27 protein-coding genes are annotated in these 26113 nt (G+C 68.9%); 18 read left to right on the top strand and 9 right to left on the bottom strand.

Annotation, left to right across the window (positions count from 1 at the left end; all coding sequences use genetic code 11):
• The first annotated feature begins 12 nt into the window (after positions 1-12).
• Complete coding sequence (gene dxs, locus ABID41_RS17155) at positions 13-1929, top strand: 1-deoxy-D-xylulose-5-phosphate synthase (RefSeq protein WP_354298248.1); 1917 nt, start codon at positions 13-15, stop codon at positions 1927-1929.
• A 12-nt stretch (positions 1930-1941) separates the two neighbouring features.
• On the opposite strand, the gene ABID41_RS17150 is transcribed toward dxs, so the two are convergent.
• Genes ABID41_RS17150 through flgF form a run of 6 tightly spaced genes read right to left on the bottom strand, consistent with a single transcriptional unit; the run spans position 1942 to position 6023 of the window.
• Complete coding sequence (locus tag ABID41_RS17150; RefSeq protein WP_354298247.1) at positions 1942-2442, bottom strand: hypothetical protein; 501 nt, start codon at positions 2440-2442, stop codon at positions 1942-1944.
• 32 nt (positions 2443-2474) lie between these two features.
• The gene (locus ABID41_RS17145) at positions 2475-2951 is read right to left on the bottom strand and encodes a hypothetical protein (protein WP_331932026.1); all 477 of its coding nucleotides are present in this window, start codon (positions 2949-2951) and stop codon (positions 2475-2477) included.
• Positions 2952-3000: 49 nt separating this feature from the next.
• Entirely contained in the window at positions 3001-3732 is a 732-nt protein-coding gene (gene flgH, locus ABID41_RS17140) for a flagellar basal body L-ring protein FlgH (protein WP_354298246.1), read from the bottom strand.
• A 12-nt stretch (positions 3733-3744) separates the two neighbouring features.
• Entirely contained in the window at positions 3745-4479 is a 735-nt protein-coding gene (flgA, locus tag ABID41_RS17135) for a flagellar basal body P-ring formation chaperone FlgA (RefSeq protein WP_354298245.1), read from the bottom strand.
• Between the two features lie 2 nt (positions 4480-4481).
• Entirely contained in the window at positions 4482-5270 is a 789-nt protein-coding gene (gene flgG, locus ABID41_RS17130; protein ID WP_354298244.1) for a flagellar basal-body rod protein FlgG, read from the bottom strand.
• Between the two features lie 15 nt (positions 5271-5285).
• Positions 5286-6023, bottom strand: a complete 738-nt coding sequence (flgF, locus tag ABID41_RS17125; RefSeq protein WP_354298243.1) for a flagellar basal-body rod protein FlgF — start codon at positions 6021-6023, stop codon at positions 5286-5288.
• A 216-nt stretch (positions 6024-6239) separates the two neighbouring features.
• On the opposite strand from flgF, the gene ABID41_RS17120 reads away from it, so the two are divergent.
• The 5 genes from ABID41_RS17120 (at position 6240) to ABID41_RS17100 (ending at position 12137) form a co-directional block, all read left to right on the top strand.
• Complete coding sequence (locus ABID41_RS17120) at positions 6240-6818, top strand: flagellar basal body-associated FliL family protein (protein ID WP_354298242.1); 579 nt, start codon at positions 6240-6242, stop codon at positions 6816-6818.
• Positions 6819-6928: 110 nt separating this feature from the next.
• Positions 6929-7930, top strand: coding sequence for a flagellar motor switch protein FliM (fliM, locus tag ABID41_RS17115; RefSeq protein WP_331927650.1), 1002 nt, complete (start codon positions 6929-6931; stop codon positions 7928-7930).
• Positions 7927-8460 (top strand): DUF6468 domain-containing protein, encoded by a 534-nt coding sequence (locus ABID41_RS17110; RefSeq protein ID WP_354298241.1) that lies wholly within the window; start codon positions 7927-7929, stop codon positions 8458-8460. The genes fliM and ABID41_RS17110 overlap by 4 nt, the downstream gene beginning before the upstream one ends.
• Positions 8457-9236 (top strand): MotE family protein, encoded by a 780-nt coding sequence (locus tag ABID41_RS17105; protein WP_354298240.1) that lies wholly within the window; start codon positions 8457-8459, stop codon positions 9234-9236. Before ABID41_RS17110 ends, ABID41_RS17105 begins: the two co-directional genes overlap by 4 nt.
• A 3-nt stretch (positions 9237-9239) precedes the next feature.
• On the top strand, positions 9240-12137 hold the full coding sequence (locus ABID41_RS17100; protein WP_354298239.1) for a tetratricopeptide repeat protein: 2898 nt from the start codon (positions 9240-9242) through the stop codon (positions 12135-12137).
• On the opposite strand, the gene fliP is transcribed toward ABID41_RS17100, so the two are convergent.
• Positions 12134-12928: a flagellar type III secretion system pore protein FliP gene (gene fliP / locus ABID41_RS17095; RefSeq protein WP_331931828.1), complete on the bottom strand. Its 795-nt coding sequence runs from the start codon at positions 12926-12928 to the stop codon at positions 12134-12136. The two genes, ABID41_RS17100 and fliP, sit on opposite strands and share 4 nt — an antisense overlap.
• Positions 12921-13205, bottom strand: a complete 285-nt coding sequence (locus ABID41_RS17090) for a flagellar biosynthetic protein FliO (RefSeq protein ID WP_331931827.1) — start codon at positions 13203-13205, stop codon at positions 12921-12923. Before ABID41_RS17090 ends, fliP begins: the two co-directional genes overlap by 8 nt.
• A 104-nt stretch (positions 13206-13309) precedes the next feature.
• On the opposite strand from ABID41_RS17090, the gene ABID41_RS17085 reads away from it, so the two are divergent.
• The 10 genes from ABID41_RS17085 to ABID41_RS17040 all read left to right on the top strand — a co-directional run bounded on the left by ABID41_RS17085 (position 13310) and on the right by ABID41_RS17040 (position 22102).
• Positions 13310-13714 carry a flagellar biosynthesis protein FlgB gene (locus ABID41_RS17085; RefSeq protein WP_331931826.1) on the top strand — a complete coding sequence of 135 codons (405 nt, stop codon included), beginning with the start codon at positions 13310-13312 and terminating at the stop codon, positions 13712-13714.
• Positions 13715-13724: 10 nt separating this feature from the next.
• Complete coding sequence (gene flgC, locus ABID41_RS17080) at positions 13725-14144, top strand: flagellar basal body rod protein FlgC (RefSeq protein WP_331931825.1); 420 nt, start codon at positions 13725-13727, stop codon at positions 14142-14144.
• Between the two features lie 11 nt (positions 14145-14155).
• On the top strand, positions 14156-14467 hold the full coding sequence (locus ABID41_RS17075) for a flagellar hook-basal body complex protein FliE (RefSeq protein ID WP_331931824.1): 312 nt from the start codon (positions 14156-14158) through the stop codon (positions 14465-14467).
• 17 nt (positions 14468-14484) lie between these two features.
• Complete coding sequence (locus ABID41_RS17070; RefSeq protein ID WP_354298238.1) at positions 14485-15258, top strand: ABC transporter ATP-binding protein; 774 nt, start codon at positions 14485-14487, stop codon at positions 15256-15258.
• Positions 15255-16799 carry a glycine betaine ABC transporter substrate-binding protein gene (locus ABID41_RS17065; protein ID WP_354298237.1) on the top strand — a complete coding sequence of 515 codons (1545 nt, stop codon included), beginning with the start codon at positions 15255-15257 and terminating at the stop codon, positions 16797-16799. Before ABID41_RS17070 ends, ABID41_RS17065 begins: the two co-directional genes overlap by 4 nt.
• 75 nt (positions 16800-16874) lie before the next feature.
• Complete coding sequence (gene fliQ / locus ABID41_RS17060) at positions 16875-17138, top strand: flagellar biosynthesis protein FliQ (RefSeq protein ID WP_331931821.1); 264 nt, start codon at positions 16875-16877, stop codon at positions 17136-17138.
• A 16-nt stretch (positions 17139-17154) separates the two neighbouring features.
• Positions 17155-17910 carry a flagellar biosynthetic protein FliR gene (gene fliR / locus ABID41_RS17055; protein ID WP_331931820.1) on the top strand — a complete coding sequence of 252 codons (756 nt, stop codon included), beginning with the start codon at positions 17155-17157 and terminating at the stop codon, positions 17908-17910.
• Positions 17911-17914: 4 nt separating this feature from the next.
• The gene (gene flhB, locus ABID41_RS17050) at positions 17915-19000 is read left to right on the top strand and encodes a flagellar biosynthesis protein FlhB (RefSeq protein WP_354298236.1); all 1086 of its coding nucleotides are present in this window, start codon (positions 17915-17917) and stop codon (positions 18998-19000) included.
• Between the two features lie 47 nt (positions 19001-19047).
• Positions 19048-21141: a cell cycle histidine kinase CckA gene (gene cckA / locus ABID41_RS17045; protein ID WP_435530027.1), complete on the top strand. Its 2094-nt coding sequence runs from the start codon at positions 19048-19050 to the stop codon at positions 21139-21141.
• A 40-nt stretch (positions 21142-21181) separates the two neighbouring features.
• Entirely contained in the window at positions 21182-22102 is a 921-nt protein-coding gene (locus tag ABID41_RS17040) for a mechanosensitive ion channel family protein (RefSeq protein ID WP_354298235.1), read from the top strand.
• On the opposite strand, the gene ABID41_RS17035 is transcribed toward ABID41_RS17040, so the two are convergent.
• Complete coding sequence (locus ABID41_RS17035) at positions 22083-23291, bottom strand: BaiN/RdsA family NAD(P)/FAD-dependent oxidoreductase (protein WP_354298234.1); 1209 nt, start codon at positions 23289-23291, stop codon at positions 22083-22085. The two genes, ABID41_RS17040 and ABID41_RS17035, sit on opposite strands and share 20 nt — an antisense overlap.
• 185 nt (positions 23292-23476) lie before the next feature.
• On the opposite strand from ABID41_RS17035, the gene ABID41_RS17030 reads away from it, so the two are divergent.
• A complete protein-coding gene (locus ABID41_RS17030) occupies positions 23477-25249 on the top strand; it encodes a DEAD/DEAH box helicase (RefSeq protein WP_354298233.1) in 1773 nt (590 codons plus the stop codon).
• Positions 25250-25365: 116 nt separating this feature from the next.
• The gene (locus tag ABID41_RS17025) at positions 25366-26097 is read left to right on the top strand and encodes a TVP38/TMEM64 family protein (protein WP_354298232.1); all 732 of its coding nucleotides are present in this window, start codon (positions 25366-25368) and stop codon (positions 26095-26097) included.
• Positions 26098-26113 lie beyond the last annotated feature (16 nt).

Genomic DNA, 26113 nt, shown 5'->3' with positions numbered 1-26113 from the left:
AACCGAACGATAATGCCGCCAGTCACGCCCCTGCTCGACAAGGTTTCGTATCCCCGCGACATGCGCGGTTTCAACCAAGCTGAGCTGCGACAACTCGCCGACGAGCTGCGCGAGGAGATGATCGACGTCGTCTCTCAGACCGGAGGCCACTTCGGGGCTGGCCTGGGCGTGGTCGAACTCACGGTGGCGCTTCACCACGTCTATGAGACGCCTGAAGACATCCTGATCTGGGACGTCGGCCACCAGACCTATCCGCACAAGATCCTGACCGGGCGGCGCGACCGCATCCGCACCCTGCGCCAGGGCGGCGGGCTCTCGGGCTTCACCAAGCGCAGCGAGAGCGAATACGACCCCTTCGGCGCGGCCCATGCGGCCACCTCGATCTCGGCCGCACTCGGCTTCGCCGCCGCGCGCGACCAGGCCGGCAAGGACAACCGCGTGGTCGCGGTGATCGGCGACGGCTCGATGAGCGCCGGCATGGCCTATGAGGCGATGAACAACGCCTGCGAGACGACCGGCCAGCTCACCGTCATCCTCAACGACAACGACATGTCCATCGCCCCGCCGGTCGGGGGGATGAGCGCCTACATGGCCCGCCTGGTGTCCGGCGGCGGCTACCAGTCGCTGCGCAACCTCGGCAAGTCGGTCGCCAAGGTGTTTCCCAAGCCGCTGCAGGAAGCCGCCCGCAAGGCGGAGGAATACGCCCGCGGCATGGTGACCGGTGGAACGCTCTTCGAAGAGCTCGGCTTCTACTATGTCGGCCCCATCGACGGGCATGACCTGGACGCCCTGGTGCCGGTGTTGCGGAACGTTCGCGAGATCAAGGACAAGCCGGTCCTGGTCCACGTCGTGACCCAGAAGGGCAAGGGCTACGCTCCGGCCGAGAGCGCCGCCGACAAGCTGCACGCAGTCCAGAAGTTCGACGTTATCACCGGTCAGCAGGCCAAGAGCCAGCCGTCAGCGCCGACCTACACCAAGGTCTTCGCCCAGGAGTTGATCCGTCAGGCCGAGAAGGACGCCAAGATCGTCGCCATCACCGCGGCGATGGATTCCGGCACGGGCCTTGATCTCTTCGCCAAGCGCTTTCCCCAGCGGATGTACGACGTCGGCATCGCCGAGCAGCACGCCGTGACCTTCGCCGCGGGCCTGGCGGCCGATGGCATGAAGCCGTTCTGCACGATCTATTCGACCTTCCTGCAGCGCGGCTATGACCAGGTCGTCCACGACGTGGCGATTCAGGGCCTGCCGGTGCGTTTCGCCATGGACCGCGCCGGTCTGGTCGGCGCGGACGGCGCCACCCACGCGGGCTCCTTCGACATCGGCTTCATGGGCGCCTTGCCGGGCATGGTGCTGATGGCCGCGTCCGACGAGGCCGAGTTGGTCCGGATGGTCGCGACGGCGGCGGCGATCGACGACCGTCCTTCCGCTTTCCGCTATCCGCGCGGCGAGGGCCTGGGTGTGGAGATTCCCGACCCGGCGCAGCCGCTTGAGATCGGCAAGGGCCGCATCGTTCGCGAAGGTTCGGCGGTCGCCATCCTCTCCTTCGGCACCCGCCTGTCGCACAGCCTCAAGGCGGCGGACATGCTGGCGGCCCGCGGCCTTTCGACCACCGTCGCCGACGCCCGTTTCGCCAAACCCCTGGACGTCGAGCTGCTGCTGCGCCTGGCGCGCGAGCACGAGGCCCTGATCACCGTCGAGGAGGGCGCCATCGGCGGCTTCGGCGCCTTCGTGCTGCAGGAACTGGCGGCCCACGGGGCGCTGGACCGCGGCCTTAAGGTGCGGACCCTGACCCTGCCGGACATCTTCCAGGACCAGGACAAGCCCGAGGCCATGTACGCCCAGGCGGGCCTCGATGCCGACGGCATCGTCGCCGGGGCCTTGGCGGCTCTGGGCGTGGACAACGTTTCGGCGGCCGGGCGGCGCGCCTAAACGCTCGGGCGCCTATTTGCAGGCGCCGAGGAACTTTCGGACCATCGACTTCTTCGCGGGCGGCGGCTCGATCGTCTGGCCCGCGGCCGTGAGGCGCACGAGGCCGCTCTTGCGAAAGGCCTCGGTGAACGGCGCGCGGGTCGAGAATTCGGTGAACACCATTGTGCCGCCGCTGGGGTCGTGAGGCTCGGCGGCGCCGCGCAGGGTCACCGAGCCGCCCTCGGAGGCGAGGGAGATGCTGAGGGGCCAGGGCGCCCGAACCCCGGCGCGGTCGACCCAGGCGTTTCCGTCCTTCCGAACCCCCATCTTGCGGTCGACCACGGCGGCGACCCGCACCTGACCGGACTTGCGCTCGCACGAGAAGGCCAGCGGATGGTCGTCGGTCTCCGGCGTGCCGAAATGCAACCAGGCGTCGGCGTCCTTGGGCGTTTCGACGGCCCAGACTTGGGCTTCCTGAGCGTTGGCGGCGGTGGCGGAAAGGAGGAGCGCAAGCGCGACGGCGACGGACTTCATGCGCTCAAGCTATCACCGGCTCGTGGCAGGCTCTAGGCGGCGCGGCACTGGGCGAAGAAGTCGGTGACTGCGGCGCGCTCGGCGCGTCCAGCCGGCAACCGGGCGGCGCGCCCCTGCTCGACCACCGCCAGATCCCCGGTCCGCGCGAAGCTCAGCAGGGTCGGATCGGCCGCGGAGGCCTCGGCCTCGATGATCGCGCCCTCGCCCAGACCCGGCGCGGCGGCGCCTTCGAAACGGCTGGTCTGGCGGCGCGAGCGCAGTTCGATGGCGTTGGAGGCGCTGCTCGCCGGCGCCGTCAGCGATACGAAGACGCGGCCGGATCCCGGCTGGCAGCTCATCATCAGCACCACATTGTCGCTGGCGGGCTCCCCATAGGCGAGCTTGGCGCCTTCGCCCTCGGTATGGTGCAGCGACCAGGCCATGCCCCTGACGCCGCCGCCGTCGCCCTGGTGCGCGCAGGCGGCCAGCAGGCACGAAACGCAAAGTCCAAGCAGCGCTCGCAAGCGCATGACGGTGCTCCCTTCGCAGGGTGAACGCCGGCTGGTCCCAGATGATCCGTCAGAACGGCTGGAAGCGCTCCACCAGGGACTGGCCGGCCGGGACCTTCTGGACCCGGCTGATGTCGCCGCGGCCGCCATAGCTGATGCGCGCCTCGGCGATCTGGGTGTGCCTGATGGTGTTGGCCGACGAGATGTCTTCCGGCCGCACGATCCCGGCGACGGTGAGCTGGCGCAGCTCGGCGTTGGTGCGGACTTCCTGGGTGCCTTCGATCACCATGTTGCCGTTGGGCAGCACGTTGGTCACGACCGCGGCGATGGTCAGCGAGATCTTCTCGGACCGGGTGACCGCGCCCGCCCCCTGGTTCGTCGAGGTCGAGTTGGTGTTGATCATGTTGGCCGGGTCGTAGCCGCCGGGGAAAATCTTGCCGAGGCTGGACTCCAGCCCGAAGAAGTTGGGGACCCCCGCGCTCATTCCAGCCGTGCGGCTGCTGGTCGAGGCGTTGCGGGTCTGGGCGGAGTCGTCGATGTCGATCTGGACGGTCAGGATGTCGCCCACGCGGTTGGCCCGCTGGTCGATGAAGAAGGCCCGCGCGCCGGTCCGCCACAGCGAGTTGGCCGAGGCCGCCTGCGGGGCCGGATCGCGCGCCGAGACGAAGCCGGGCGGATCGCGCCCAACGAGGGCCGACGGATAGCCGACGGGCGCCAGTTCCGGGCCCTTCACGGCCTCGGAGACGGTGGAGCAGGCCGCCAGCGGGGCCAGGGCGATGAGGGCGAAGGTCGAGAGGCGCATGGGCGTTGGTCCCTAGCGAAGAGCGTACTGGGTGCGGGGGAGGGCCTTGATCTGGTCGGCGGCGGGGCCGACCACGGCCTGGCCAGGACCGCTGGCGACGGCCTGGATGATCTTCTTGGAGGCGATGTTCTGCACGGCGAAGCTCTCGCCGACGCTGGCCGAGGCCATGGCCTTGCCCTGCAGCGAAAGCGAGATGCCGCCGTCCTCGTAGACGACCGTGATCTGTTCGCCGGCCTTGATGACCTGCGGGGCGGCGACGTCCCGGGCCATGACCGCGGAGCCGGCGCGCAGCGGCCGGCGGGCCGCCAGGCCGATGACCGCCTCCGCGTCGCCCGGCGCATCGGCCGGGGCCGCAGCCGCCTTGGCCCAGATCACGTCCTGGGCCTGGACGATCTCGCCGGCGGCCAGGCTGCGGGCGTAGGTCAGCACCTCGACATTGCCGCGGGGCGCGCTCGCTGCGCCCCCTTCGGCGGCGGCGCGCACGATGATCCGGCGGTAGCCCTGGGCGTTCGACCAGTCGAGGCCGGCGTTGCGGGCGGCGGCCTGGACCGCGAAGGCGTCCAGCACCGCGCTGGCGCCCGGCCGCGCGGCCACCGCGACCTTGCCGGCCGCGCCTGCGCCGTCGAACAGATCGGCCAGGGTGATCAGGCCGTCGGCGTCCACCGGATCGAGCTTCAGTGTCACCGGCTGGCCCGCGGCCGCCGGCGTTGCGATCAGGGCCGCCAGGGCGATGACGAGGCGCTTCATGATCAGGTCCTCAGGTTGCTGGCGGTGCGCAGCATTTCGTCGGCCGAGGTGATGACCTTCGAGTTCATCTCGTAGGACCGCTGGGCGACGATCAGGGCGGTGATCTCGCTCACCGCATCGACGTTCGAGCTCTCGGTGTAGCCCTGGCTCAGGGTGCCGGCGCCGTCGATGCCCGGGACGACGACCGTCGGCTGGCCCGAGGCGGCGCTTTCCTTCAGCAGGTTGTCGCCGATCGCGTCGAGGCCCGCCTCGTTGACGAAGGTGGCCAGCTCCAGGTTGCCGATCACGTCCTGCTGGGTCTGGCCGGCGCGGATCGCCTGCACCTGGCCGTCCTTGGAGATGGTGACGTCGGTGGCGTCCTGCGGGATGGTGATCGCCGGCTCCAGCAGGTAGCCGTCCTCGGTCACCAACTGGCCCTGGTCGTTGGTCGAGAAGTTGCCCGCCCGGGTGTAGGCGATCTCGCCGGTCGGCAGCATCACCTGGAAGTAGCCGCGGCCGGAAATGGCCACGTCGTACTTGCCGCCGGTCGGCGTCAGGTTGCCCTGCTGGGTGATGCGGTAGACCGAGCCGGTCTTCACCCCGCCGCCGACCTGCACGCCGGTCGGCACCACATTGCCCTGGTCGGACGACTGCGCCCCGGCCCGCTCGATGGTCTGGTAGAGCAGGTCCTGGAACTCCGCCCGCTGCTTCTTGAAGCCGACGGTGTTCATGTTGGCGATGTTGTTCGAGATCACATCGACGTTGAGCTGCTGAGCGGCCATGCCTGTCGCGGCGGTGCGGAGCGCTTGCATCGGTCAGGCTTCCTCTTAGTTCAGCTTGCCCATCCGCTCGATCGAGCGGCGGGAGAGTTCGGCGTTGGAATCCATCATCTTCGCCATGGACTCATAGGCGCGGGTGACCTCGATCATCCGGGTGATCTCGGCGATCGGCTTCACGTTGGAGCCCTCCAGCATGCCCTGGTGGATCTGGGTGTCCGGGGCGGCCTGCGGCTGGGCGTTGGAGGTGTTGCGGTAGCGGTTCTCGCCGACCTTCTCGAGCACCGAGAGCTCGCCGAACCGGGCCACGGCGATCTTGCCGAGCAGTTCGCGGCCCTGGCTGACCGTGCCGTCCTTGGCGATCGAAACGGGGCCGAGCTTGGGGTCGATGACGATCTCACCGCCGCCTTCACCCATCAGCATCTGACCGTCTTCGGTGACCAGCCGGCCGTCGGGATCCATGTGGAACCGGCCGTCACGGGTGTACTGTTCGCCGGCCGCGGTCTGGATGCGGAAGAAGCCGTCCCCCTGCAGGCCGAGATCGAACGTCGCCCCGGTCGAGCGCAGCGTGCCCTGGCCGAAGTCGCGTCCGACGCTGCGGTCCAGCACGAACTTGACCGGCCGCGGCGCGCCGAAGGTCTGGGCCGGAGCGGCCGGCTCGGTCTCCACCATCAGGCTCTCCACCTTGAATCCGGTGGTGTCCATGTTGGCGATGTTGTTGGCCACGATGTCGAGTTCACGGCGCAGGGTGAGCTGGCGCGAGAGTCCGACATAAAGGGCGTTGTCCATGACGAGCCTTGAGCTGCGGCGTTTTGGTCGCCGATTTGGCTGCAAGGAACGGGCCAAATGAAAAGGCCAATATTTTCAATGAAAAATAAAGTTAACGGCGACCGGTCGGCGGATTTTGCCCGGCACGAAAATCGCCGCCGTTAACACCTGTTAAAAACTCATCCTTAACCATGGTGAAGCTACAGCTCGGGTATAGATTCTAAGGAGCGCGCTCGCGTGGCCCAGGACAAGGTGAAGGAAGCACCGGAAGGCGATTCCGACGCCGAGGACGGCGAGGGCGCGCCCGCCAGGAAGAAGCTTTCGCCGAAGATGCTGATCATCGCCGGCGTCGCGGCCGCGCTGGTGCTCGGCGGCGCCGGGACGGGCGCCTTCTTCCTGCTCAAGCCGAAGCCCGGCTCGGCCGCCGAGGCCAAGGCCGAGAAGAAAAAGAAGTCCGAGAAGAAGGGCGAGGGTGAGAAGACCGTCGGTGAGGTGCGCCAGGGTCCTGACGGCGTCCTGTTCTACACCATGCCCAGCGTGGTGGTGAACATGCAGACCGCCGACGGGCGGGCGACCTTCCTCAAGCTCAAGCTGACCCTCGAGGTCCCCGACCAGGCGACCGTCGACCAGCTCGAACCGAACATGCCCAGGCTCCAGGACATGTTTCAGACCTTCCTGCGCGAGCTGCGCCCGGAGGACCTGCAAGGCTCGCAGGGCTCCTATCAGTTGCGGATGGAGATCCAGCGCCGCGTGAACCTGGTGATCGCCCCCTCGAAGGTGAACGCCGTTCTGATCGAGGAAATGCTGATCAACTAAGGCTGGTCGGCTTCAGGGGCATGGACGAAGAAGAACCTCAGATCATTGGCGGACTTCAGGGCGCGGTGAACCCCGACGACCCGTCCACCTGGCCGTCGGACGACGCCAAGATGGACGACCTGATGGGCGCCGAGCGCATCCTCAATCAGGATGAGATCGACAGCCTGCTGGGCTTCGATCTTTCCGAGGAGGAGGCGGCTGAACGCTCGGGCATTCGCGCGATCATCAACTCGGCCCTGGTCTCCTACGAGCGCCTGCCGATGCTCGAGATCGTCTTCGACCGCCTCGTGCGGCTGATGACGACGTCGCTGCGCAATTTCACCTCGGACAACGTCGAGGTCAGCCTCGACAACATCTCCTCGATCCGGTTCGGTGACTATCTGAACTCGATCCCGCTGCCGGCCATCCTCACGGTCTTCAAGGCCGAGGAGCTAGAGAACTACGGCCTGCTGACGGTCGACTCCAACCTGATCTACTCCATCGTCGATGTGCTGCTCGGCGGGCGGCGCGGCACTGCGGCCATGCGGATCGAGGGTCGGCCCTACACCACCATCGAACGGGTCCTGGTGCAGCGGATGGTCGAGGTGGTCCTGGCCGACGCGCGCGCTGCGTTCGAGCCGCTGACCCCGGTGACCTTCACCCTCGACCGGCTGGAGACCAATCCCCGTTTTGCGGCTATCGCCCGGCCGGCCAACGCGGCGATCCTGGTGAAGCTGCGGATCGACATGGAAGACCGCGGCGGCCGGATCGAGCTCCTGCTGCCCTACGCCACCCTCGAGCCCATCCGGAAGATGCTGCTGCAGCAGTTCATGGGCGAGAAGTTCGGCCGCGACAACATATGGGAAAGCCACCTGGCGACCGAGCTCTGGACGACCCAGCTCGATGTCCGCGCGGTGCTCGACGAACTGCAGCTGCCGCTCAAGGACGTCCTGGCGCTCAAGGTCGGCGACACCCTGCGGCTCAATGCGACGCCCGACAGCCAGATCGAGTTGCGCGCGGGCGCGATTCCCCTCACCCGGGGACGCATGGGGCGGCGCAACCACCACATCGCGGTCCGCGTGGACAGCCCCCTGTCGCCCCACGCCAAGAAGGCCATTGCGAGGTTCAAATGAGCGCCGTCGCGATCGGTATGAACCTGCTGCTCGCCGGCCTGCTGGTCGCGGCCATGGTCGTCGGCGTGCGCCTGAACGCTCGCCTCAAAGCTTTGCGCGAAAGCCATGAAGGGTTCGCCCGGGCCGTGGCTGAGCTGGACGCCGCCGCCGCTCGCGCTGAACAGGGCTTGGCCGATCTGCGGGCGGCCACCGACGAGGCGCACGACGCCCTGGCCGACCGCATCGAGAAGGCCCGCGCGCTCAGCGCCAAGCTCGACCGCCAGCTTCAGGCCGCACCGCCCGCCGCCCGCACGGAGCAGCCCGTGTCCGAAAGCGACGTCGAGCGCGTGACCCAGCGCCTGGGCTCCCTGCTGTCAGGCGCGCGCGAACGCCGGCCCGAACGTGACGTCGGCCCCAAGCGCGCGCCGGCCCCCAAGGCCCGCCCGACCCTCGACGACGAACTCTTCGAACCGCCGGCCGAAACGCCGCCGGCAAGGACTGAACCGGCGCCGCCGCGCTCCGCCGCCGCCCGCCTGGGATACCGCCGATGAAGAACATGCCCCGCATTCTCCCGCTCGTCGGCGTCGCCATCGTCGGCGTGATGGGCATCAACGCGCTGTCGGGCGCCGAGACCCTGCCGAGCCTGGTCTCCGGTGCGCGCGCCCTCGCCGAGGAAACCGTCAAGGGCGCCAAGTCCGCTCCGGACGCCAAGGCCGCCACCGGTGAAGCCAAGGACGCCGCCGCCAAGGTTCCCGGCCTCGCCGCCGCGCCCAAGCCGCCGCCCGCGGTCTGCGCCCCGACCGCCGCCGAACTCGCCAAGGAGGCCGGGCTCTCGCCGGCCGAACTGCAGGTCCTGCAGAGCCTGGGCGCTCGCCGCGGCCAGCTCGACAAGCGCGAACAGGATCTTGACGTCCAGCTCGCGCTGATGGCCGCGGCCGAGGCCAAACTCGACGCGAAGATCCAGGCTCTGAACGGCATGAAGGCCGACGTCGCCAAGCTGATGGTCGACGCCGACACGAAGGAGCAGGCCGAGATCGACCGCCTGGTGAAGGTGTTCGAGGGCATGAAGCCCAAGGACGCAGCGCCGCGCATGGTGTTGCTGGACGACGCGGTCCGCCTGCCGATCGCGGCGAAGATGAAGGAGCGCTCGCTCTCGGCCATAGTCGCCAACATGCCGCCGGCCGAAGCCAAGAAGCTGACGGAGGCGCTGGCCGGCCGTTTCGCCGAGGTGAAGAAGGTGGCCGCCGCCGCCCAGGCCGTCGTCGGCCCGCCCGCCGGCGGAGCGCCGCGCCAGGCGAGCGCCGCCCCGCCGGCCAAGGCCGGCTAGTCCATGAAGCTTCGCCAAGCCCTGAGGTCCGGCGTCGCGGCGATCACCATCGCCGGGATCGCCGCGCCTGCCGGCTTGGCCGCGCCGCAGGTCAGCGTCGCGCCGAGGAGCGTGGCGCAGGTCCGTGTCGCCCAGGCCAAGGACTTCTCGCGCATCGAGGTGGCCGGAGCCCGGACCATCGCCCGGCGCGAGGGCCAGGCCGTCATCCTGCGCCTGAGCTCCGGCGCGCCCGACATCACCCGGCTGAAGGTCGATCCGCCCCGCTGGCTGACGTCCGCCGAGCTGCGGCGGGCGAAGGCCGGCACCGAACTCGTCCTCACCCTGGCCGACGACGCCGACGCCCGGATCGGGACGGCCGACGGCGCGACCTACGTGAACCTCTTCAAGGCGCCGGAAGCTCCCGCCCAGCCGCCGCAGGCGCCGGTCGCCCAACCGGAGCCGCCGCGCCCAAATCCCATCCCGGCCGGTGGTGTGGTGCGGGTCGGCAGCCAGATCGGCGCCGGTCAGGTCCAGCTGATCTTTCCCTGGGCCAATCCCGCGGGCGCGGCCGTCTTCCGCCGTGGGGCCGCCGTCTGGGTGGTCTTCGACGCGCCCGCGACCCTGGACATCTCGAAGGCGCCGCGCGGACTTCGGCAGCTCAGCCGGGTCAGCGCCTATCGCGGCCCGGACTACACCGCCGTCCGGATCGACTCTCCGCAAGGCACGCCGGTGTTCGCCTCGGCCCAGGGCGCGACCTGGACCGTCACCCTCGGCCCCGGGGCCCAGGTCGAGGCCGCCTCCCAGATCCGCATCGTCCGCGACCAGGCCGGCGGTCCGGCGGGGCTCAAGGCGGCGGTGGCGGGCGCCACGCGCGTGGTCAGAGTTTCCGACCCCGTCGTCGGCGATACGCTCTCGGTGGTAACGGCGCTCGGCCCGGCGAAGGGCCTGCCGTCGCGGCGCGAGTTCGTTCAGATGGCCCTGCTGCCCTCGGCCCAGGGCCTGGCGGCGGAATCCTACATCAGCGACCTGGCCGTGCGCCGGGAAGGCGACCTCGTCCAGATCGGACGGCCATCCGGCCTCTCCCTGTCGCCGGCCTCGGCGGCGGTGGAGCGCATCGAGGCCAATCTCGGCGCGCCGCAGCCGGCCAGCCTGCCGGGCCTCATCGACGACACCTGGGCCAGGACGGGATCGGGCGGGTTTCTCTCGCGCTACAACGCACTGCTGTCGGCCGCCAACGAGGAAGGGGCGCAGGGACGCGACGCCCCGGTCGCCGCGCGCATGGCGCTGGCCCGTTTCCTCGTCGGCTCGGAGTTGTCCTACGAAGCGATCGGCGTCCTGAACGAGGTGGCGCGGACCAGTCCTGGGGTCTTGGACGATCCGGAGTTCCGGGGCCTGCGCGGCATCGCCCGGGTCATGGCGCGCCGCTACAAGGAGGCCCAGGCCGACTTCTCCGTGCCGATCCTCTCCGACGACCCGTCGGTGGCGCTGTGGCGGTCCTATGTCGCCGCGCAACTGGCCCAGTGGGGCGACGCCCGCAATCAGTTCGGCGCCGGGGCCGAGGCATTCAATCGCTTTTCCCCCGTCTGGAAGGCGCGCTTCGCCCGATCCGACGCCAAGGCCGCCCTGGCGCTGGGCGACGTCAACGGCGCCCAGGCGCGCATCAAGCTCGCCCTGATGGACAAGACCGACTCCATGGAGGAGCTGGCCACGCGCTTGGTCGAGGCCGAGGTGGTGGAGGCGCTGGGCTACAAGGATCGGGCGCTGCGCATCTACGCCGCCGTGGCTGGCGCGCCGACCGACTCCCTTTCGGCGCCGGCGACCCTGCGCGCCACCAAGATCCGGCTGGAAACCGGAAAGATCACCCCGGTCCAGGCCGCCGACACCTTTGCGGCCCTTCGCTATCGCTGGCGGGGCGACGCCACCGAGCTGGAGACCATCCGCGCCCTCGGCCAGCTCTATCTGAGCCAGGGCCGCTATCGCGAAGCGCTGGAGGCGTTGCGCAGCGCCGGCAATCGCCTGCCCGACCTTCCCGAGGCGGTGAAGCTGCAGGCCGATCTCGGGGCCGCCTTCCGCGCCCTGTTCCTGGACGGCGCGGCCGATGGCCTGGAGCCCATCCAGGCCCTGGCCATGTTCTACGACTTCCGCGAGCTGACCCCGCTGGGCGCCGATGGCGACCTCATGGTGCGCAAGCTGGTGCGCCGCCTGGTGGACGTGGACCTGCTCGACCAGGCCGCGGACCTCCTGAAGTATCAGGCCGACAACCGCCTCGACGGCGTGGCGCGCGCTCAGGTCGCCACCGATCTCGCCGTCATCTACCTGATGGACCGGAAGCCCGAGCAGGCACTGCAGGCGATCAACGGCTCACGCACGACGGTCCTGCCCGGTCCGTTGAACGCCGAGCGGCGGCTGGTGGAAGCCAGAGCCCTGATGGGGCTCGGCCGCTACGATCACGCCCTTGAAGTCCTCGAGCGCGACAAGGGGCGCGAGGCCCAGGACCTGCGCGCCGAGGCGCTCTGGAAGCAGAAGAACTGGGCGGCCGCCGGGAGCCTCTTCGAAAAGAGCCTCGGCGACCGCTGGAAGCAGGCGGGGCCGCTTTCCTCGGAGGAGGAGGGCAAACTGCTGCGGACCGGCGTCGCCTACAGCCTGGCCGGCGACGACGCGGCTCTGGCCCGGATGCAGCAGCGCTATGCGGGCTTCTACGATCAGGCGCGCAATCCCGACGCCTTGCGCGTCGCCCTGACCGGCGTCCAGTCCGGCCGTCTCAACGTCGCCGACTTCGGCCGCGTCACCGCCGACAACGAGGCCTTCTCCGGCTGGGTCGACAAGATGAAGCAGCGCTTCCGCGAGAAACCGGCGCCCGTCGGCCCCGCAAAGCCGCCCGAAGCCACCCAGGCCGCCGCCCCGACCGCCGCTAAGGGCTAGCCCCCCGCGCCGCGCTGGAAGCTCTCGACCAGGCTTCCGGCCACCAGCCGCCAGCCGTCCACCAGGACGAAGAAGATCAGCTTGAAGGGCAGGGACACCACCACCGGCGGCAGCATCATCATGCCCATGCTCATCAGCACGCTGGCCACCACGAGGTCGATGACCAGGAAGGGGATGAAGAGCAGGAAGCCGATCTCGAAGGCGCGCTTGAGCTCGGAGATCATGAAGGCCGGGGTGACGACGTGCAGCGGGGTGTCCTGGGCCGTCGCCGGCCGCTCGATCTTCGAGAGCCGGATGAAGAGCGCGAGGTCGTCCTGGTCCACCTGGCTCAGCATGAAGGTCTTCACCGGGGCGCCGGCCGCGTCGAACGCCTGGGGCAGTTCGATCTGCTGGTCCATCAGCGGCTTGATCCCCTCGTCATAGGAGCGCTGCAAGGTCGGGCCCATGACGATGGCGGTGAGGAAGAGCGCCAGGCTGATCAGCACGGCGTTCGGCGGGCTCTGCTGAAGGCCGAGCGCGGTGCGCAGCAGGCCCAGCACCACGACGATCCGCACGAACGAGGTCGTCATGATCACGATGGAGGGGGCGAGCGAGAGGACGGTCAGCAGGCCGACCATCTGGACGACCCGCTCAGAGAGCCCCGCGCCGGTGCCGAGGTCGATATTGATCGCCTGGGCCGCGGCGGCGGCCGGAAAGATCATCGCCGCGGCCGTCGCCAGCACCGAGAGACCCGCCGCGCGGCGCCAGTCTTCGGCGCGTAGGTGGAAGTTTCGTGAGAAAACCTTACGCATGGGGCGCGATCTTTGGGTTCTTGGCGGTGGTCGGGAGCACCTGCCCCTCGCCCAGCAGAAGCAGCTTTTCTTCCCCGTCGAAGGACACCACGACCAGCCGGCGCGAGGGGTCGAGCACCAGGGTCTCGACCACCGCCAGGCGGCGTTCCTTCTTGACGACCTGGAAGCGCGCCAGCACGTCGGGCCCAAACCGGCGCAGGGCCACGGCGCCCAGGCCGACGAGCCCGAGGGTCAGCGCCAGGGCGAAGACGGCGCGGAGAAATTCAGCCAGGTCCATCGGACTTCGAACGCGGGGAATCGGCGCGGGCTGCGCCTTGCGTCCCCGTGTGCGGCCTAGGTTCTTAAGACGTGGTTAACCCTGTTTGTTCACCATCTTGAGCCATGAACCTGAACGAGATTCCGCTGTTCGCGATGCTCAAGGGGCGCTTCGGCCACTTGAACGCGCGCGAGCGCCTGATCTCTCAGAACGTCGCCAACTCCGACACCCCCGGCTACACGCCCACGGACCTGAAGCCGTATAGCTTCGAGGCCCAGGTGAAGGCGGCATCGACGGTCCAGGCGGTCACCCAGCCCGGCCACATGGTCCCGACGTCCCAGCGCTCCGCCGGCTTCCGGCCTCAGCAGGCGAAGGACTCCGAGACCACCCTCGACGGCAATTCGGTCGTGCTCGAGGAAGAGATGCTGAAGATGGCCGAGGCGCGGATGAACTACGACGCGGCCATCGGCTTCTACCAGAAATCGCTCGGCATGCTGCGGCTGGCCAGCCGCCCGCCCGGACGGGGCTAAGGAGCGCTAGATGGCCGACTACAAGCCGATGACCGGCGCGACTCAATCGATCGCGGCGACCGCCCTGCGGGCCCAGCAGGCGCGGATGCGGGTGATCGCCGAGAACATGGCCAACGCCAACTCGGTGTCGCGTCAGGCGGGCGGGGATCCCTACCGCCGGCAGATCCCGGTGTTCACACCCTACAAGACCGATGCGGGGCAGGGCGTGCAGGTGGCGCGCGTGACGCCCGACCCGAAAGACTTCCGCAGCGTCTACGACCCCGGCCACCCCTCGGCCGACGCCACCGGCTATGTGAAGCTGCCGAACGTCGATCCGCTGGTCGAAGCGCTCGACATGAAGGAGGCCCAGCGGGCCTACGAAGCCAACCTCAACGTCATCGAGACGGCGCGCGCCATGGAGCAGCGCACCCTCGATATCCTGAAAAAGTAAGGGCTTAAGCCATGATGACCGCCATGGCGGCCGCCAAGGCCTACGCCGCCGCCCAGAACAGCGCCGCCGCGATCAAGCCGAGCGTCGGCGCCCAGGAGGACCAGGGGCTCGACTTCGCCTCGATGGTCAAATCGGCCATGACCGACGTGGTGCACAACACCAAGAAGGCCGAAAGCCAGATCGCGGCCCAGGTCGCCGGCAAGGCGGAACTGATCGACGTCGTCACCGCGATCTCGGCCGCTGAGGCCAGTCTGGAAACGGTGATGGCCGTGCGTGACCAGGTGATCAACGCCTACCAGGAAATCATGCGGATGCCGATCTGACGTGCTACGCCTAGAGCATGGGCGAGGCGGCGATCGAGCTTTCCAGGATCGAGAAGCGTTATGGTGAGCGGGCCGCGCTGGCCGGCGTCGATCTCGCGATCGCGCCCGGTCAGTTCGTCGCCCTGGTGGGATCGTCGGGCTCCGGCAAGACCACTTTGCTCAAGACCATCAATGGCTTGATCGCGCCCGACAGCGGCCGGGTGCGCATCGATGGGGAGGATGTCGGTCTCAGGCCGGCTCATGAACTTCGTCGGCGCATCGGCTATGTCTTCCAGGAGGTCGGCCTCTTCCCGCATCTCAGCATCGCCGAGAACATCGCCGTCACGCCCCGCCTTCTCGGCTGGGACAAGGCCCGCATCGCCGCGCGGGTGAGCGAGTTGCTGGAGCTGGTGGCGCTGCCGGCGGAGGTCTCGGGACGGTCGCCCGCGGCGCTTTCGGGCGGCCAGCGTCAACGGGTCGGCGTGGCGCGGGCACTGGCGGCAGAGCCGAAGATCATGCTGATGGACGAGCCCTTCGGCGCTCTCGACCCGCTGACCCGCGACGCCCTCGGCTCCGACTATCGCGCCCTGCACGAGCGGCTGGGGCTGACCACCGTGATGGTCACCCACGACATGGCCGAGGCGGTGCTGCTGGCCGACCGCGTCCTGGTCATCGAAGCCGGCGCGATCATCGCCGATGGCGCGCCCGATGCGCTGATCAAGGACACGGAAAACCCGCAGGTCCGCGCCTTGCTGGAGGCGCCCCGCCGCCAGGCCGAGCGGCTGCGGCAGCGACTGGGCGAGGCGTCGTGAGCCCGCGCGTCGCCCAGGCCTTCGAGCTGCTGCCGGACTACCTGGCCTGGCACGTGGTGCTGAGCGCGAGCGCGCTGCTTCTCGGCCTCGCGATCAGCCTGCCGCTGGCGATAGTCGCCAGCCGCAGCCCGCGCCTTCGCTGGCCGGTCCTGGCCTTTGCGGGCCTGATCCAGACCATTCCGAGCCTCGCCCTGCTGGCGCTCTTCTATCCGCTGCTGCTCGGCCTTTCGGCGGCGAGCCATGCGGTGTTCGGCAAGGGCTTTTCGGCGCTTGGCTTCCTGCCGTCGCTCCTGGCCCTCACCCTCTATTCGATGCTCCCGATCCTGCGGACGGCGACCACGGGAATCCTGGGCGTCGATCCGGCGGTAAAGGAGGCGGCCGACGGAGTCGGCATGACTCCGCGCCAACGGCTCTTCCAGGTGGAGCTGCCCCTGGCCATGCCGGTGATCATGGCCGGCGTGCGCACCGCCGCGGTCTGGACGATCGGCGCGGCCACCCTCTCCACCCCGGTCGGGCAGACAAGCCTGGGCAACTACATCTTCGCCGGCCTGCAGACGGAGAACTGGGTCTTCGTGCTGTTCGGCTGCGCAGCCTCGGCGATCCTCGCCATGGTCGTCGACCAGCTGCTGGGATTGATCGAGACCGGCGCGGCGCGGCGCAGCCGGGGCCTGGTCGTCGCCGGGCTCGCCTTGCTGGCCGCCGGCACGCTCGTCGCCATCGCACCGCTGGCGGCCATCGGCAAACCCGCCAGCTATGTCGTCGGCGCCAAGAACTTCTCCGAGCAGTACATCCTGGCCGAACTGATGGCCGAGGGGCTGGAGCGCACCGGCGCGCGGGTCTCGCGCAAGGAAGACCTCGGCTCGGCCGTCGCCTACCGCGCGCTCGCCGCCGGTGAGATCGACGTCTATGTCGACTACACCGGCACGCTCTGGACCAACGTCCTGAAGCGCAACGACAATCCGGGTCGCGAAGCCGTGCTCGACGAGCTGACCTCCGAGCTGAAGGCGCGCGACGGGGTGGTCGTTCTGGGCTCGCTGGGTTTCGAGAACGCCTACGCCTTCGCCATGCGCTCCGACCGCGCCCGAGAGCTTGGAGTCACCAGCCTGACCGACCTGGCGCGCCAGGCGCCGCAGCTCAACTTCGGATCGGACCTGGAGTTCCTGTCCCGGCCGGAATGGAAGGCGGTGAACAGCGCCTACGGCTTCCACTTCCGGTCCGAGCGCTCGTTCCAGCCGACCTTCATGTACCGGGCCCTGGCAGGAGGTGAGGCGGACGTCATCTCGGCCTTCTCGTCCGATGGTCGGATCTCGGCCGACAATCTCGTCGTGCTCAGCGACCCCAAGGGCGCGCTGCCGCCTTACGACGCGGTGATCCTGGTCTCGCCCCAGCGGGCCGGCGATCAGCGGCTGCTCTCGGCGCTGCGGCCCCTGCTGGGGGCCGTCTCGGTGGAGGCCATGCGCGCGGCCAACTACAGCGTCGATCGCGACCGCGACAAGCTGACGCCCGCGGAGGCGGCGAGGGCGCTGGTTAACGAACAGTAGCGCTTCGTTAACCATAACCCGGCAAATTCGACCTAGCTGATTTTCCGCCACGAAGCGTACCGAAAGAGACACCAGATGAACGGCGCAGAGGTTCTGGACATCGGGCGCGACGCGATCTGGCTGACCATCCAGCTCTGCGCGCCGGTGCTGATCGTCGGCCTGGTGGTCGGGGTGGGCGTCGGCCTCATGCAGGCCCTCACCCAGATCCAGGAAGCGACCCTGGTTTATGCGCCGAAGATCGTGGCGATCTTCCTCTCATTGCTGCTGTTCCTGCCGCTGATGGGGGCGCTGATGAGCGGCTTCATGCGCCAGATCGCCGCCCGCATCGCGGCCATGTGAGGCCAGCCGGCCCGGCATGGAAAGCTACGCCGCCGCATCCCAGGTCTACGCCGCCGGGCTGATCTTCGCCCGCGTCGGCGCCATCGTGATGCTGCTGCCCGGCATCGGCGACAACAGCGTGCCGCCGCGGATCAGGCTCTCCTTCGCCTTCCTGATGGCCCTGATGCTGATGCCGCTGGTGGCCAAGGGCATGCCGGTCCCCGGGACCGTCTCAGGCGTCGCCACCGGCGTGATCCGGGAGGTGCTGATCGGCCTGATGATCGGCGGGATCCTTCGGGTCTTCCTGTCGGCGCTCTCCACGGCGGGCGAGATCATCTCGATCCAGACGACGCTTTCCTTCGCCCAGACCGCGGCCCCGGGGCAGGCGGCGCCTTCGACCTCGCTGGGCACCTTCCTTGGCCTGATCGGGATCACCCTGATCATGACCACGGACCTGCATCACATGTTCATCACCGCGATCGCGCGGTCCTACAGCCTGTTTCCCTTCACGCGCGACGTGCCGATCGCCGACAGCGCGCAACTCGCCGCCCAGACGGTTGCGGGCGCCTTCCGCCTCGGCCTGCAACTGGCCGCGCCGGTGGTGGTCTTCACGGTGATCTTCAACGTGGCGGCGGGTTTGGTCGGGCGCGTGATGCCACAGTTCCAGGTCTTCTTCGTCGTGACCCCCCTGGTGGTCCTGCTGGGCCTTTCGATCTTCGCCCTCAGCCTGGGGGTGATCGGCATGGTCTGGCTCAACCGCTATCGCGAGCTCGTCTCGCTGTTCCTCGGCTGAGCAGATGGCCGACGAACAGGACACAGACTCCAAGACAGAAGAGGCGACACCCTCAAAACTCCAGAAGGCTCGGGAGAAGGGGGACGTCGCCAAGACACAAGACCTGGGCATGGTGGCCTCGTTCGCGGGCGTTGCAGCCGTCATCGCCCTCGCCGGCGGGTCGTTTTCGCGCAATCTGGCCGCCGAGCTCCTGCCCTTCATCGCCAGTCCCGACAGCATTAGCCTGGAAGGCCATGGGGCGATCAATGTGGCGCAACGGGCGGCCCACGCGGCCGCGCCGATCCTGATCGGGGTCATGGCGGTCGCAGCGCTCATGGGCGCGGGCGGCAACCTTATCCAGACCGGCCTCTTGTTCAGTCCGGAGAAGCTCAAGCCGGACTGGAAGAAGGTCTCGCCAATGGCGGGGCTGAAGCGGATTCTGGGACCGGACGGACTGATGCAGTTCGTGAAGTCCCTGGCCAAGGTCGTGATGGTCGGCTGGGTCGGCTGGATGGTCATGAAGCCCTACATCCAGCCGCTGCGGGATCTGGCGACCCTGGAGCCGGCCGCCATGCTGCCGCTCATGACCGATATCCTGCGCCGGCTGGTGTTCGCCGCCGCGGGCCTGATGCTGGTGATCGCCGGGTTCGACTGGTTCTGGCAGCGCTCGCGCTTCCTCAAGCGCATGCGGATGACCAAGGAGGAGCAAAAGGAGGAGTTCAAGAACTCCGAAGGTGATCCTCACATCAAGGCCAAGCGGCGACAGATCGCGATCCAGCGCTCCCGCCGCCGGATGATGGCCGCGGTGCCCGAGGCCACCATGGTGATCATGAACCCGACACACTACGCCGTGGCGCTCCGCTACGAGGCCGGCGAGACGGCCGCGCCGCAATGTGTGGCCAAGGGCATGGACGCCATCGCCTTGAAGATCCGCGCCCTGGCTGAGGAGCACGGCGTGCCGGTGATCGAGGACCCGCCCCTGGCTCGCGCGCTCTATGCCGCCGTCGAGCTGGACGACTTCATTCCGCCCGCTCACTACGAAGCCGTGGCCAAGCTGATCGGCTTCATCATGCAAAACAGCGCGCGCGTGGCCGCAAGGGCCCGGAACTAATAGAATTTAACGAGGCGAACGTTGATTCGCCGGAGGCGCAGGTCTCCATGTCCGACAGCAACCGGGGCCGAGCCATGGCGGAGATCAAGTCCAAGGGCCGCACGCGGCGGATCGACCCGATGACGGTCATGGCCGTGCTTTGCTTCCTGGCGGCGGTGGCGTTCGCGGCGGTGCCTGCGTTCCACGCCGGGCCTGCGACCCGGGCCGGCATCATGCTGTTGATCGGCCTATTCGGCGTGGCCTGCCTTGGCCTTTTCGCCCTTCGTGGTTCGACCCAGCCGGTGGCGGTCGGAGAGTCCGGGGCGGACAAGATGATCGACGCCCTGGCCGAGCCGGCGGCGATCGCCGCGGCCGACGGCCGTATCCACGCAGCCAACGCTGCCTGGCGGGCCGTGCTGGGAGCGGCCGCCCGCCTGCCCAAGGGCGGTTCTTCCGGCGCCAGCTTGTTCACCGCCCTCAGCGCGGCGCGCCGCGGCGAGATGGCCCAGGCCTCGATCCGCAACAGCGGCGGCGAGCATACCGCCACCGTGGCCCCGCTGGGTGAGCGCCGCTTCCTGGTGCGTCTGGCCGAGGCGCCGCCGCTGGCCCTGCCGCCCGCTGCGGCCGAGGTGCTGCAGGCGTTCAACAGCGCCAAGCCGCCCCCGCCGAAGGTGCTCGACGCCTTTGCGGCCGCATCGCCGTTCGGCGCGGCGCTGCTGGATGGCGAGGACCCGTTCGAGGCGACCATCATCGAAGCCAACCCGGCGCTGTCGGCCCTGACCGGCGGCGGCGCTAGCGGTGAGCGGTTCGGCGACCTGATCGAGGCCACATCGCGCGCCGATGCGATTCAGAAGCTGACGGACGGCCATGTCGGCGCTCTGGAGGTGCGGCTGGCCAGCGATCCGGCCAAGGTGGCGCACCTATATCTCTCGAAGAATGAGGGCCGCTGGGTCGCCTATCTCGTCGACGTTTCCGAGCAGAAGCAGATCGAACTGCAGCTCTCGCAGAGCCAGAAGATGCAGGCCATCGGCCAGCTCGCCGGCGGCGTCGCCCACGATTTCAACAACCTGCTGACCGCGATCTTCTTCCAGCTCGACGTGCTGGCCCAGCGTCACCCGGTCGGCGATCCCTCTTATGAGGGCCTCAACGAGATCCGCTCGACCTCGATCCGGGCGGCTGATCTGGTGCGCAAACTGCTGGCCTTCTCGCGCAAACAGACCGTTCAGCGCGAGACCCTGGACCTGGGCGAACTGATCAGCGAGTCCGAGGTGCTGCTGCGGCGGGTGCTCTACGAGGACGTGAAGCTCGAGACCGAATATGGCCGCAATCTGCCCCATGTGCGAGCCGACCGGAGCCAAATCGAGACCGCGGTGATGAACCTGGCGGTCAACGCCCGCGACGCCGTTCGCGCCCATGGCGGCGGGAAGGTGCGCATTCGCCTGGCGCGGCTGTCGCAGGAAGAGGCGGTCGCGGCTGGCTATCCCAACGCCAAGGACGAGCACGCCCTGATCGAAGTCTCCGACGACGGCCCAGGCATTCCGCCCGACGTGATCGACAAGATCTTCGACCCGTTCTTCACCACCAAGCCGGTGGGTGAGGGGACTGGGCTCGGCCTGGCGACCGTCTACGGTATCGTCAAGCAGTCGGACGGCTGGATCGGCGTCTCCTCGCGTCCAGGCCAGGGGGCGGCGTTCCGGATCTTCCTGCCGGCCCACGTGCCGAGCGCGGCTGCGCCGGCGCCGGAACCGACCGCCGCCAAGGCGCCGCCGAAGGCTCGCGACCTTTCGGGCGCCGGCCGCATCCTCTTCGTCGAGGACGAGGACGCGGTCCGCACCGTCGCGGCCAAACTGCTGCGGGCCCGCGGCTATGAGGTCATCGAGGCCGGTTCGGGCGAGGAGGCGCTGGAGCTCGCGGAGGTCCATGCCGGCCAGATCGACCTGATGATATCCGACGTCGTCATGCCGGGAATGCAGGGGCCGGACCTGCTCAAGCATGCCCGCGGCTACCTGGCCGGCGCGCCGGTGATGTTCATCTCGGGCTATGCCGAAGCGGAGTTCTCGAACCTGCTGGAAGGGGAGGAAAACATTTCGTTCCTGCCCAAGCCGATCGACATCAAGACCCTGGCGGAGCGGGTGAAGCAGGAACTCCAGAAGGCGGCTTAGCGTATTGCATGCCGGGCGGTCGGGAGTTTTAAGCGCTCATATGCAGGGTTTCGAAACGGAAGTAGGCGATCGCCTTCGCCAGACGATCACCATCGACGAGCGCGTCCTTCAACGGTTCATGGACGCGGCGGGCGACTTGGCCGTGAACCTCGTCGTCGCGATAATCATCCTTTCGGTCACCTGGTGGCTGGCGGGTTGGGCCTCCCGGCTGGTCCGGCGCCTGATCGCGCGGGTCAACCGCGGTGGTCCGCCGGACGTCACCCTGCAGAGTTTCGCCGGGTCGCTGGCGCGCTATCTGGTCGTCGTCGTCGGCCTGATCGCGGTGCTGCAGCAACTGGGCGTTCAGACCACCTCGATCCTGGCGGTGCTGGGCGCGGCGTCGCTGGCGGTGGGCCTGGCCTTGCAGGGCACGCTCAGCAACGTGGCGGCGGGGGTCATGCTGCTGCTGTTCCGGCCCTATCAGGTGGGCGACGTGGTCGAGATCGGCGGACGCACCGGCACGGTGAAGGCGCTGGACCTATTCGTCACCGAGCTGGCGACGCCGGACAATCTCAAGGTCGTGCTGCCGAACGGCAAGGTGTTCGGCGACGTGATCGTCAACACCAGCGCTCACCCCCGCCGTCGCGCGGACGCCGTCGTGCGGGTCGACACCAAGCGGGACATTCCAGCGCTGCTGATTGGGCTCAAGGAGCGCGCCGAGAGCAACCCCCTGGTCTTGAAGGATCCGGCCGTCGCCGCCGAGGTGACCGGAATGTCGGAAGCCTTTGTCGAGGTCGCGGTGCGCGCCTGGGTGGAAGCGCAGGACTTCGGCGCGGTCAAAGGGGACCTCATGCTCGCGGCCCGCCTTCTGGCCGACGGCGCCGCAGATCGCCTGCCGCCCTTGCCGACGGCCAGGACGAAGAAGGCCACACCGGCCCGCAAGCCGACGCTACGCGACCGCCTCAAGAAGCCTGACGCCTGAGGATGGCGCGGGCCGCGGCGACGCCGGTGGCGAAGCAGGCCTGCAGCAGGTAGCCGCCGGTCGGCGCTTCCCAGTCGAGCATCTCTCCAACCGCATAGACGCCGGGCAGACGGCGGATCATCAGGCCCTCGTCCAGCTCGGGCAGAGCCACGCCGCCGGCCGAGGAAATCGCCCGGTCGAGGCCGCGAACGCCGGTGAGGCGAAGCGGCGTCGCCTTGATGGCTCGGGCCAGGGCGCCGGCGTCGCGGGGAAGCTCCACCCCGTGACCTTCGCGCAGCAGGTTGATCTCCACCGGCGACAGGTTGACGGCCTTGCGAAGAAGGTTGGCGGCCGACTGGCCGGCCGGCGCCTTGTGCAGGCGGTCCGCGAGGCGTGAGCGGGTCATGTCCGGACGCAGGTCCGCCTGGATCGTGGCGGAGCCGTCCGCGCGGATGGCCTGGCGGAGTTCTGTCGACAGCGCGTAGACCGCGCCGCCCTCCAGGCCGTAGGTCGCGATCATGGCCTCGCCGCGCACCGTACGGTCGCCCAAGGAGAGGGCGATGTTCTTTAAGGGCTGGCCGGCGAAGCGGTCGGCGAAGATCGGACTCCAGGCCACGTCGAAGCCGCTGTTGGCCGGCTCGAACGGCGTCACCGCGACGCCGCGCCCCTGCAGAATGTCGGCCCAGCCGCCCGTGGAGCCCAGCCGCGGCCAGCTCGCGCCCCCGAGAGCCAGGACGACCACATCGACCGGCACGCTTTCGCCGTCATTGAAGACCAACTCGCCATCGGGGTTCCACCCGCGCCATTCGCTGTGCATGTGGAACCGGACGCCCTGGGCGTGCAGGCGGCCGATCCAGGCGCGCAGCAGGGGGGAGGCCTTCAGAGTTCGTGGGAAGACTCGGCCACTGGAGCCTATGAAGGTGGGCTGGCCGAGCCCCTCGGCCCACGCCGTCAGGTCTGCCGGAGTGAAGGCTTCAAGGACAGGGCGCATCCAGGCCGCGGCCTCGCCGTATCGGGCCACGAAGGCTTTGAAGTCCTCGGAGTGGGTGAGGTTGAGCCCGCCGCGCCCGGCCATCAGGAACTTGCGGCCCAGGCTGGGCATCCGGTCGTAGAGATCGACCTGGACGCCGCCGGCGCTGAGCAGTTCGGTGGCCATCAGGCCGGCCGGCCCGCCGCCGATGACGGCGACCTTCAGAGGAGAATGGGACATTGGCGCGTCAGACGCCCTCGGAGCGGGAAAGTCCAGCCCCGTCGGGCGCCGCTGAGCGCCCGTTTTGCTGCGGCCCATCGGCGCTTGGGGGGATTTTATCGCCGGGAAGGGTTGCAGTGGACGCCTGCTTCGCATCTAAGGCGCGCCCGCGCTATTTTTGTGTGTGCGCACTCCTCAGGACGACCATGGCCTTCCCCGACATCCATCCCGCCTTGGCGCGCGCGCTTGCGAGCCAGGGCTATGCCGATCCCACTCCCGTGCAGGCGGCGGTGCTCACGCCCGACGCAGAAGGCCGTGACCTGCTGGTCTCGGCCCAGACGGGTTCGGGCAAAACCGTCGCTTTCGGCCTTGCCGCTGCATCGACCCTGCTGGGCGAGGAGGAGCGGTTCGGGCAACCTGGCGCGCCGCTCGCGCTGGCCATCGCGCCGACGCGCGAACTGGCGATGCAGGTCGCCAAGGAACTGACCTGGCTCTATGCCGCGGCCGGCGCCAAGGTCGAAACCTGCGTCGGCGGCATGGATCCCCGGCGCGAGCAGCGGGCGCTGGCCGCCGGATGCCACATCCTGGTCGGCACGCCTGGCCGCCTGAAGGATCACCTGGAACGCGGCAATCTCGATCTCGGCGCCCTGCGGGTGCTGGTCCTCGACGAGGCCGACGAGATGCTCGACATGGGTTTCCGCGAGGACCTCGAGGAAATCCTCGACTCTTCGCCGGTGGATCGCCGCACCCTGCTGTTCTCGGCGACCATCGCCAAGGACATCGCCGCCCTGGCCAAGCGCTACCAGCGCAACGCCCTGCGCATCGACACCGTGCGCCGCGACGAGCCGCATGGCGACATCGAGTACCGGGCGATGCGCATCGCGCCGAACGAGGTCGAGTTGGCGGTGGTCAACGTCCTGCGGTTCTTCGAGTCTCCCGGCGCGCTGGTGTTCTGCAATACCCGCGACGGCGTCCGCCACATGCACGCGGCGTTGCGTGAGCGCGGCTTCGCGGTGGTCGGGCTATCGGGCGAACTGGGCCAGCGGGAGCGCTCGGACGCGCTGCAGGCGCTGCGCGACGGCCATGCCCGGGTTTGCGTGGCCACCGACGTGGCCGCCCGTGGCCTGGACTTGCCGGACCTGGGCCTGGTGATCCACGCCGACCTGCCAATCAACAAGCCGGCCCTGCTGCACCGTTCAGGCCGCACCGGCCGGGCCGGACGCAAGGGCGTTTCGGTGCTGCTGGTTCCCTACACCCGTCGCCGCAAGGCCGAGCAACTCCTGGGTTCCGCCGGGGTCGATGTGCAGTGGGAGGGACCGCCCACCGCCGAGCAGATCCGGGCCAAGGATCAGGCCCGTCTTCTGGAGGACCCGATCTTCGCTGAGGCGGCTGGCGAAGAAGAGGCCCGGCTGGCCGGACTGCTGCTCGAGACCCGGTCGCCGGCCGAGGTCGCCGCAGCGCTTATCCGCCTGCACCGCCAGCGGCTTCCGGCCCCGGAAGAGCTCTATGACGATGCCCGCGGCCGCGACCAGGACCGCGAGCGGCCGCGCCGCGAGGACCGCGCCTTCGGAAAGCCCGAGCGGCTCGCGCCGGAAGACGTGAGCTGGTTCCGCATTACGGTTGGCCGCAGCAAGAACGCCGACCCCAAGTGGTTGATCCCGATGATCTGCCGCCTGGGCCACGTGACCAAGAAGGACATCGGCTCGATCCGCATCTTCGACCGCGAGACGAAGTTCGAGATCGCCAAGGATATCGAGGCGAAGTTCGCCGAGGCCATCCGCGCGACGGCTGAGGACGAGATCAAGATCGAGCGAGCCGGTCCTCCGGGCGTTCCCTCGCCGCGTGGCGGGGGCGGGGGCGGAGGCAAGGGCGAGCCGCGGCCGTTCCGCAAGCCGTTCAAGGGACCGCCTGGCGCGCCCGGCCCCAAGTCCGGCAAGCCGCCGTGGAAGAAGAAGGCCGGAGAGAAGCGGCCGAAATAGCCGTCTTGGTTCGGTCACAAAATCAGTTCTAACCTCCGCCGGAGCGATCTCTTCGACCTCGCGTTGAATGAGGCCTGGGGATGAGGCTGGGAGGAAGGCGCCATGGGACACGCCGGATGACCACGCAGCACCGTGTTCGAGGCTCGACCTGGCGCGTTATCCTGCGCTGGATTCCGGCCCTGTTGCTGATCGGGGCCACGATCGCGCTCTATGCCAGCGGTTTGGCGACCGACATCTCCTTCGACAACATCCAGGCCAACGAGGTCAGGCTGCGGGCGGAGGTGGCGGCGGCGCCGATCGTCGCCCTGACGGTCTTCGTCGGCCTCTACGCCGTGGCGACGGCGGCTTTCGTGCCGGTGGGGCTGGTGCTGATGCTGGCTGGCGGCTTCCTGTTCGGGCCGCTGGTCGGGACGGGGGCGACGATCGTCGGATCGACGCTTGGGGCGATCATCGCCTATGTGGCGGCGCGGTTCGCGGCTGGCGACCGCATCCGTGCTATGCTCAATCGCAGCCGATGGCGCGGCCTGATGGCCGGTTTCGAGCAGGCGCCCTTCAGATACCTGCTGACGCTGCGCTTGGTGCCGCTTAGCCCCTTCGGCCTGGTCAATGTGGCGGCGGGGTGCGCGCGGGCGCCGTTCAAGCCCTATGTGGCAGCGACGGCCGTGGGCGCGATCCCCTATTCGTTCATCTACAGCTATCTCGGCGCAGGTCTCGGTCAGGCGTTCCTTGGAGACCCGACCCCTGATGCTTCGATCCTGCTGCGGCCGCAGGTTGCCTGGCCGCTGCTGGCCTTGGCGCTGGTCTCCCTGGTGAGCGGGCGGCTCAAGCGGCGCGAACAGACGCTCTGAGCCTCGACACCTCCGC

Origin of the sequence: Phenylobacterium koreense, from assembly GCF_040545335.1 — a bacterium.
In the GTDB taxonomy this organism is placed as follows: domain Bacteria; phylum Pseudomonadota; class Alphaproteobacteria; order Caulobacterales; family Caulobacteraceae; genus Phenylobacterium; species Phenylobacterium koreense.
Note: the sequence above shows the minus strand (reverse complement) of the source record. Positions and strands in the feature narration are given on the sequence as shown.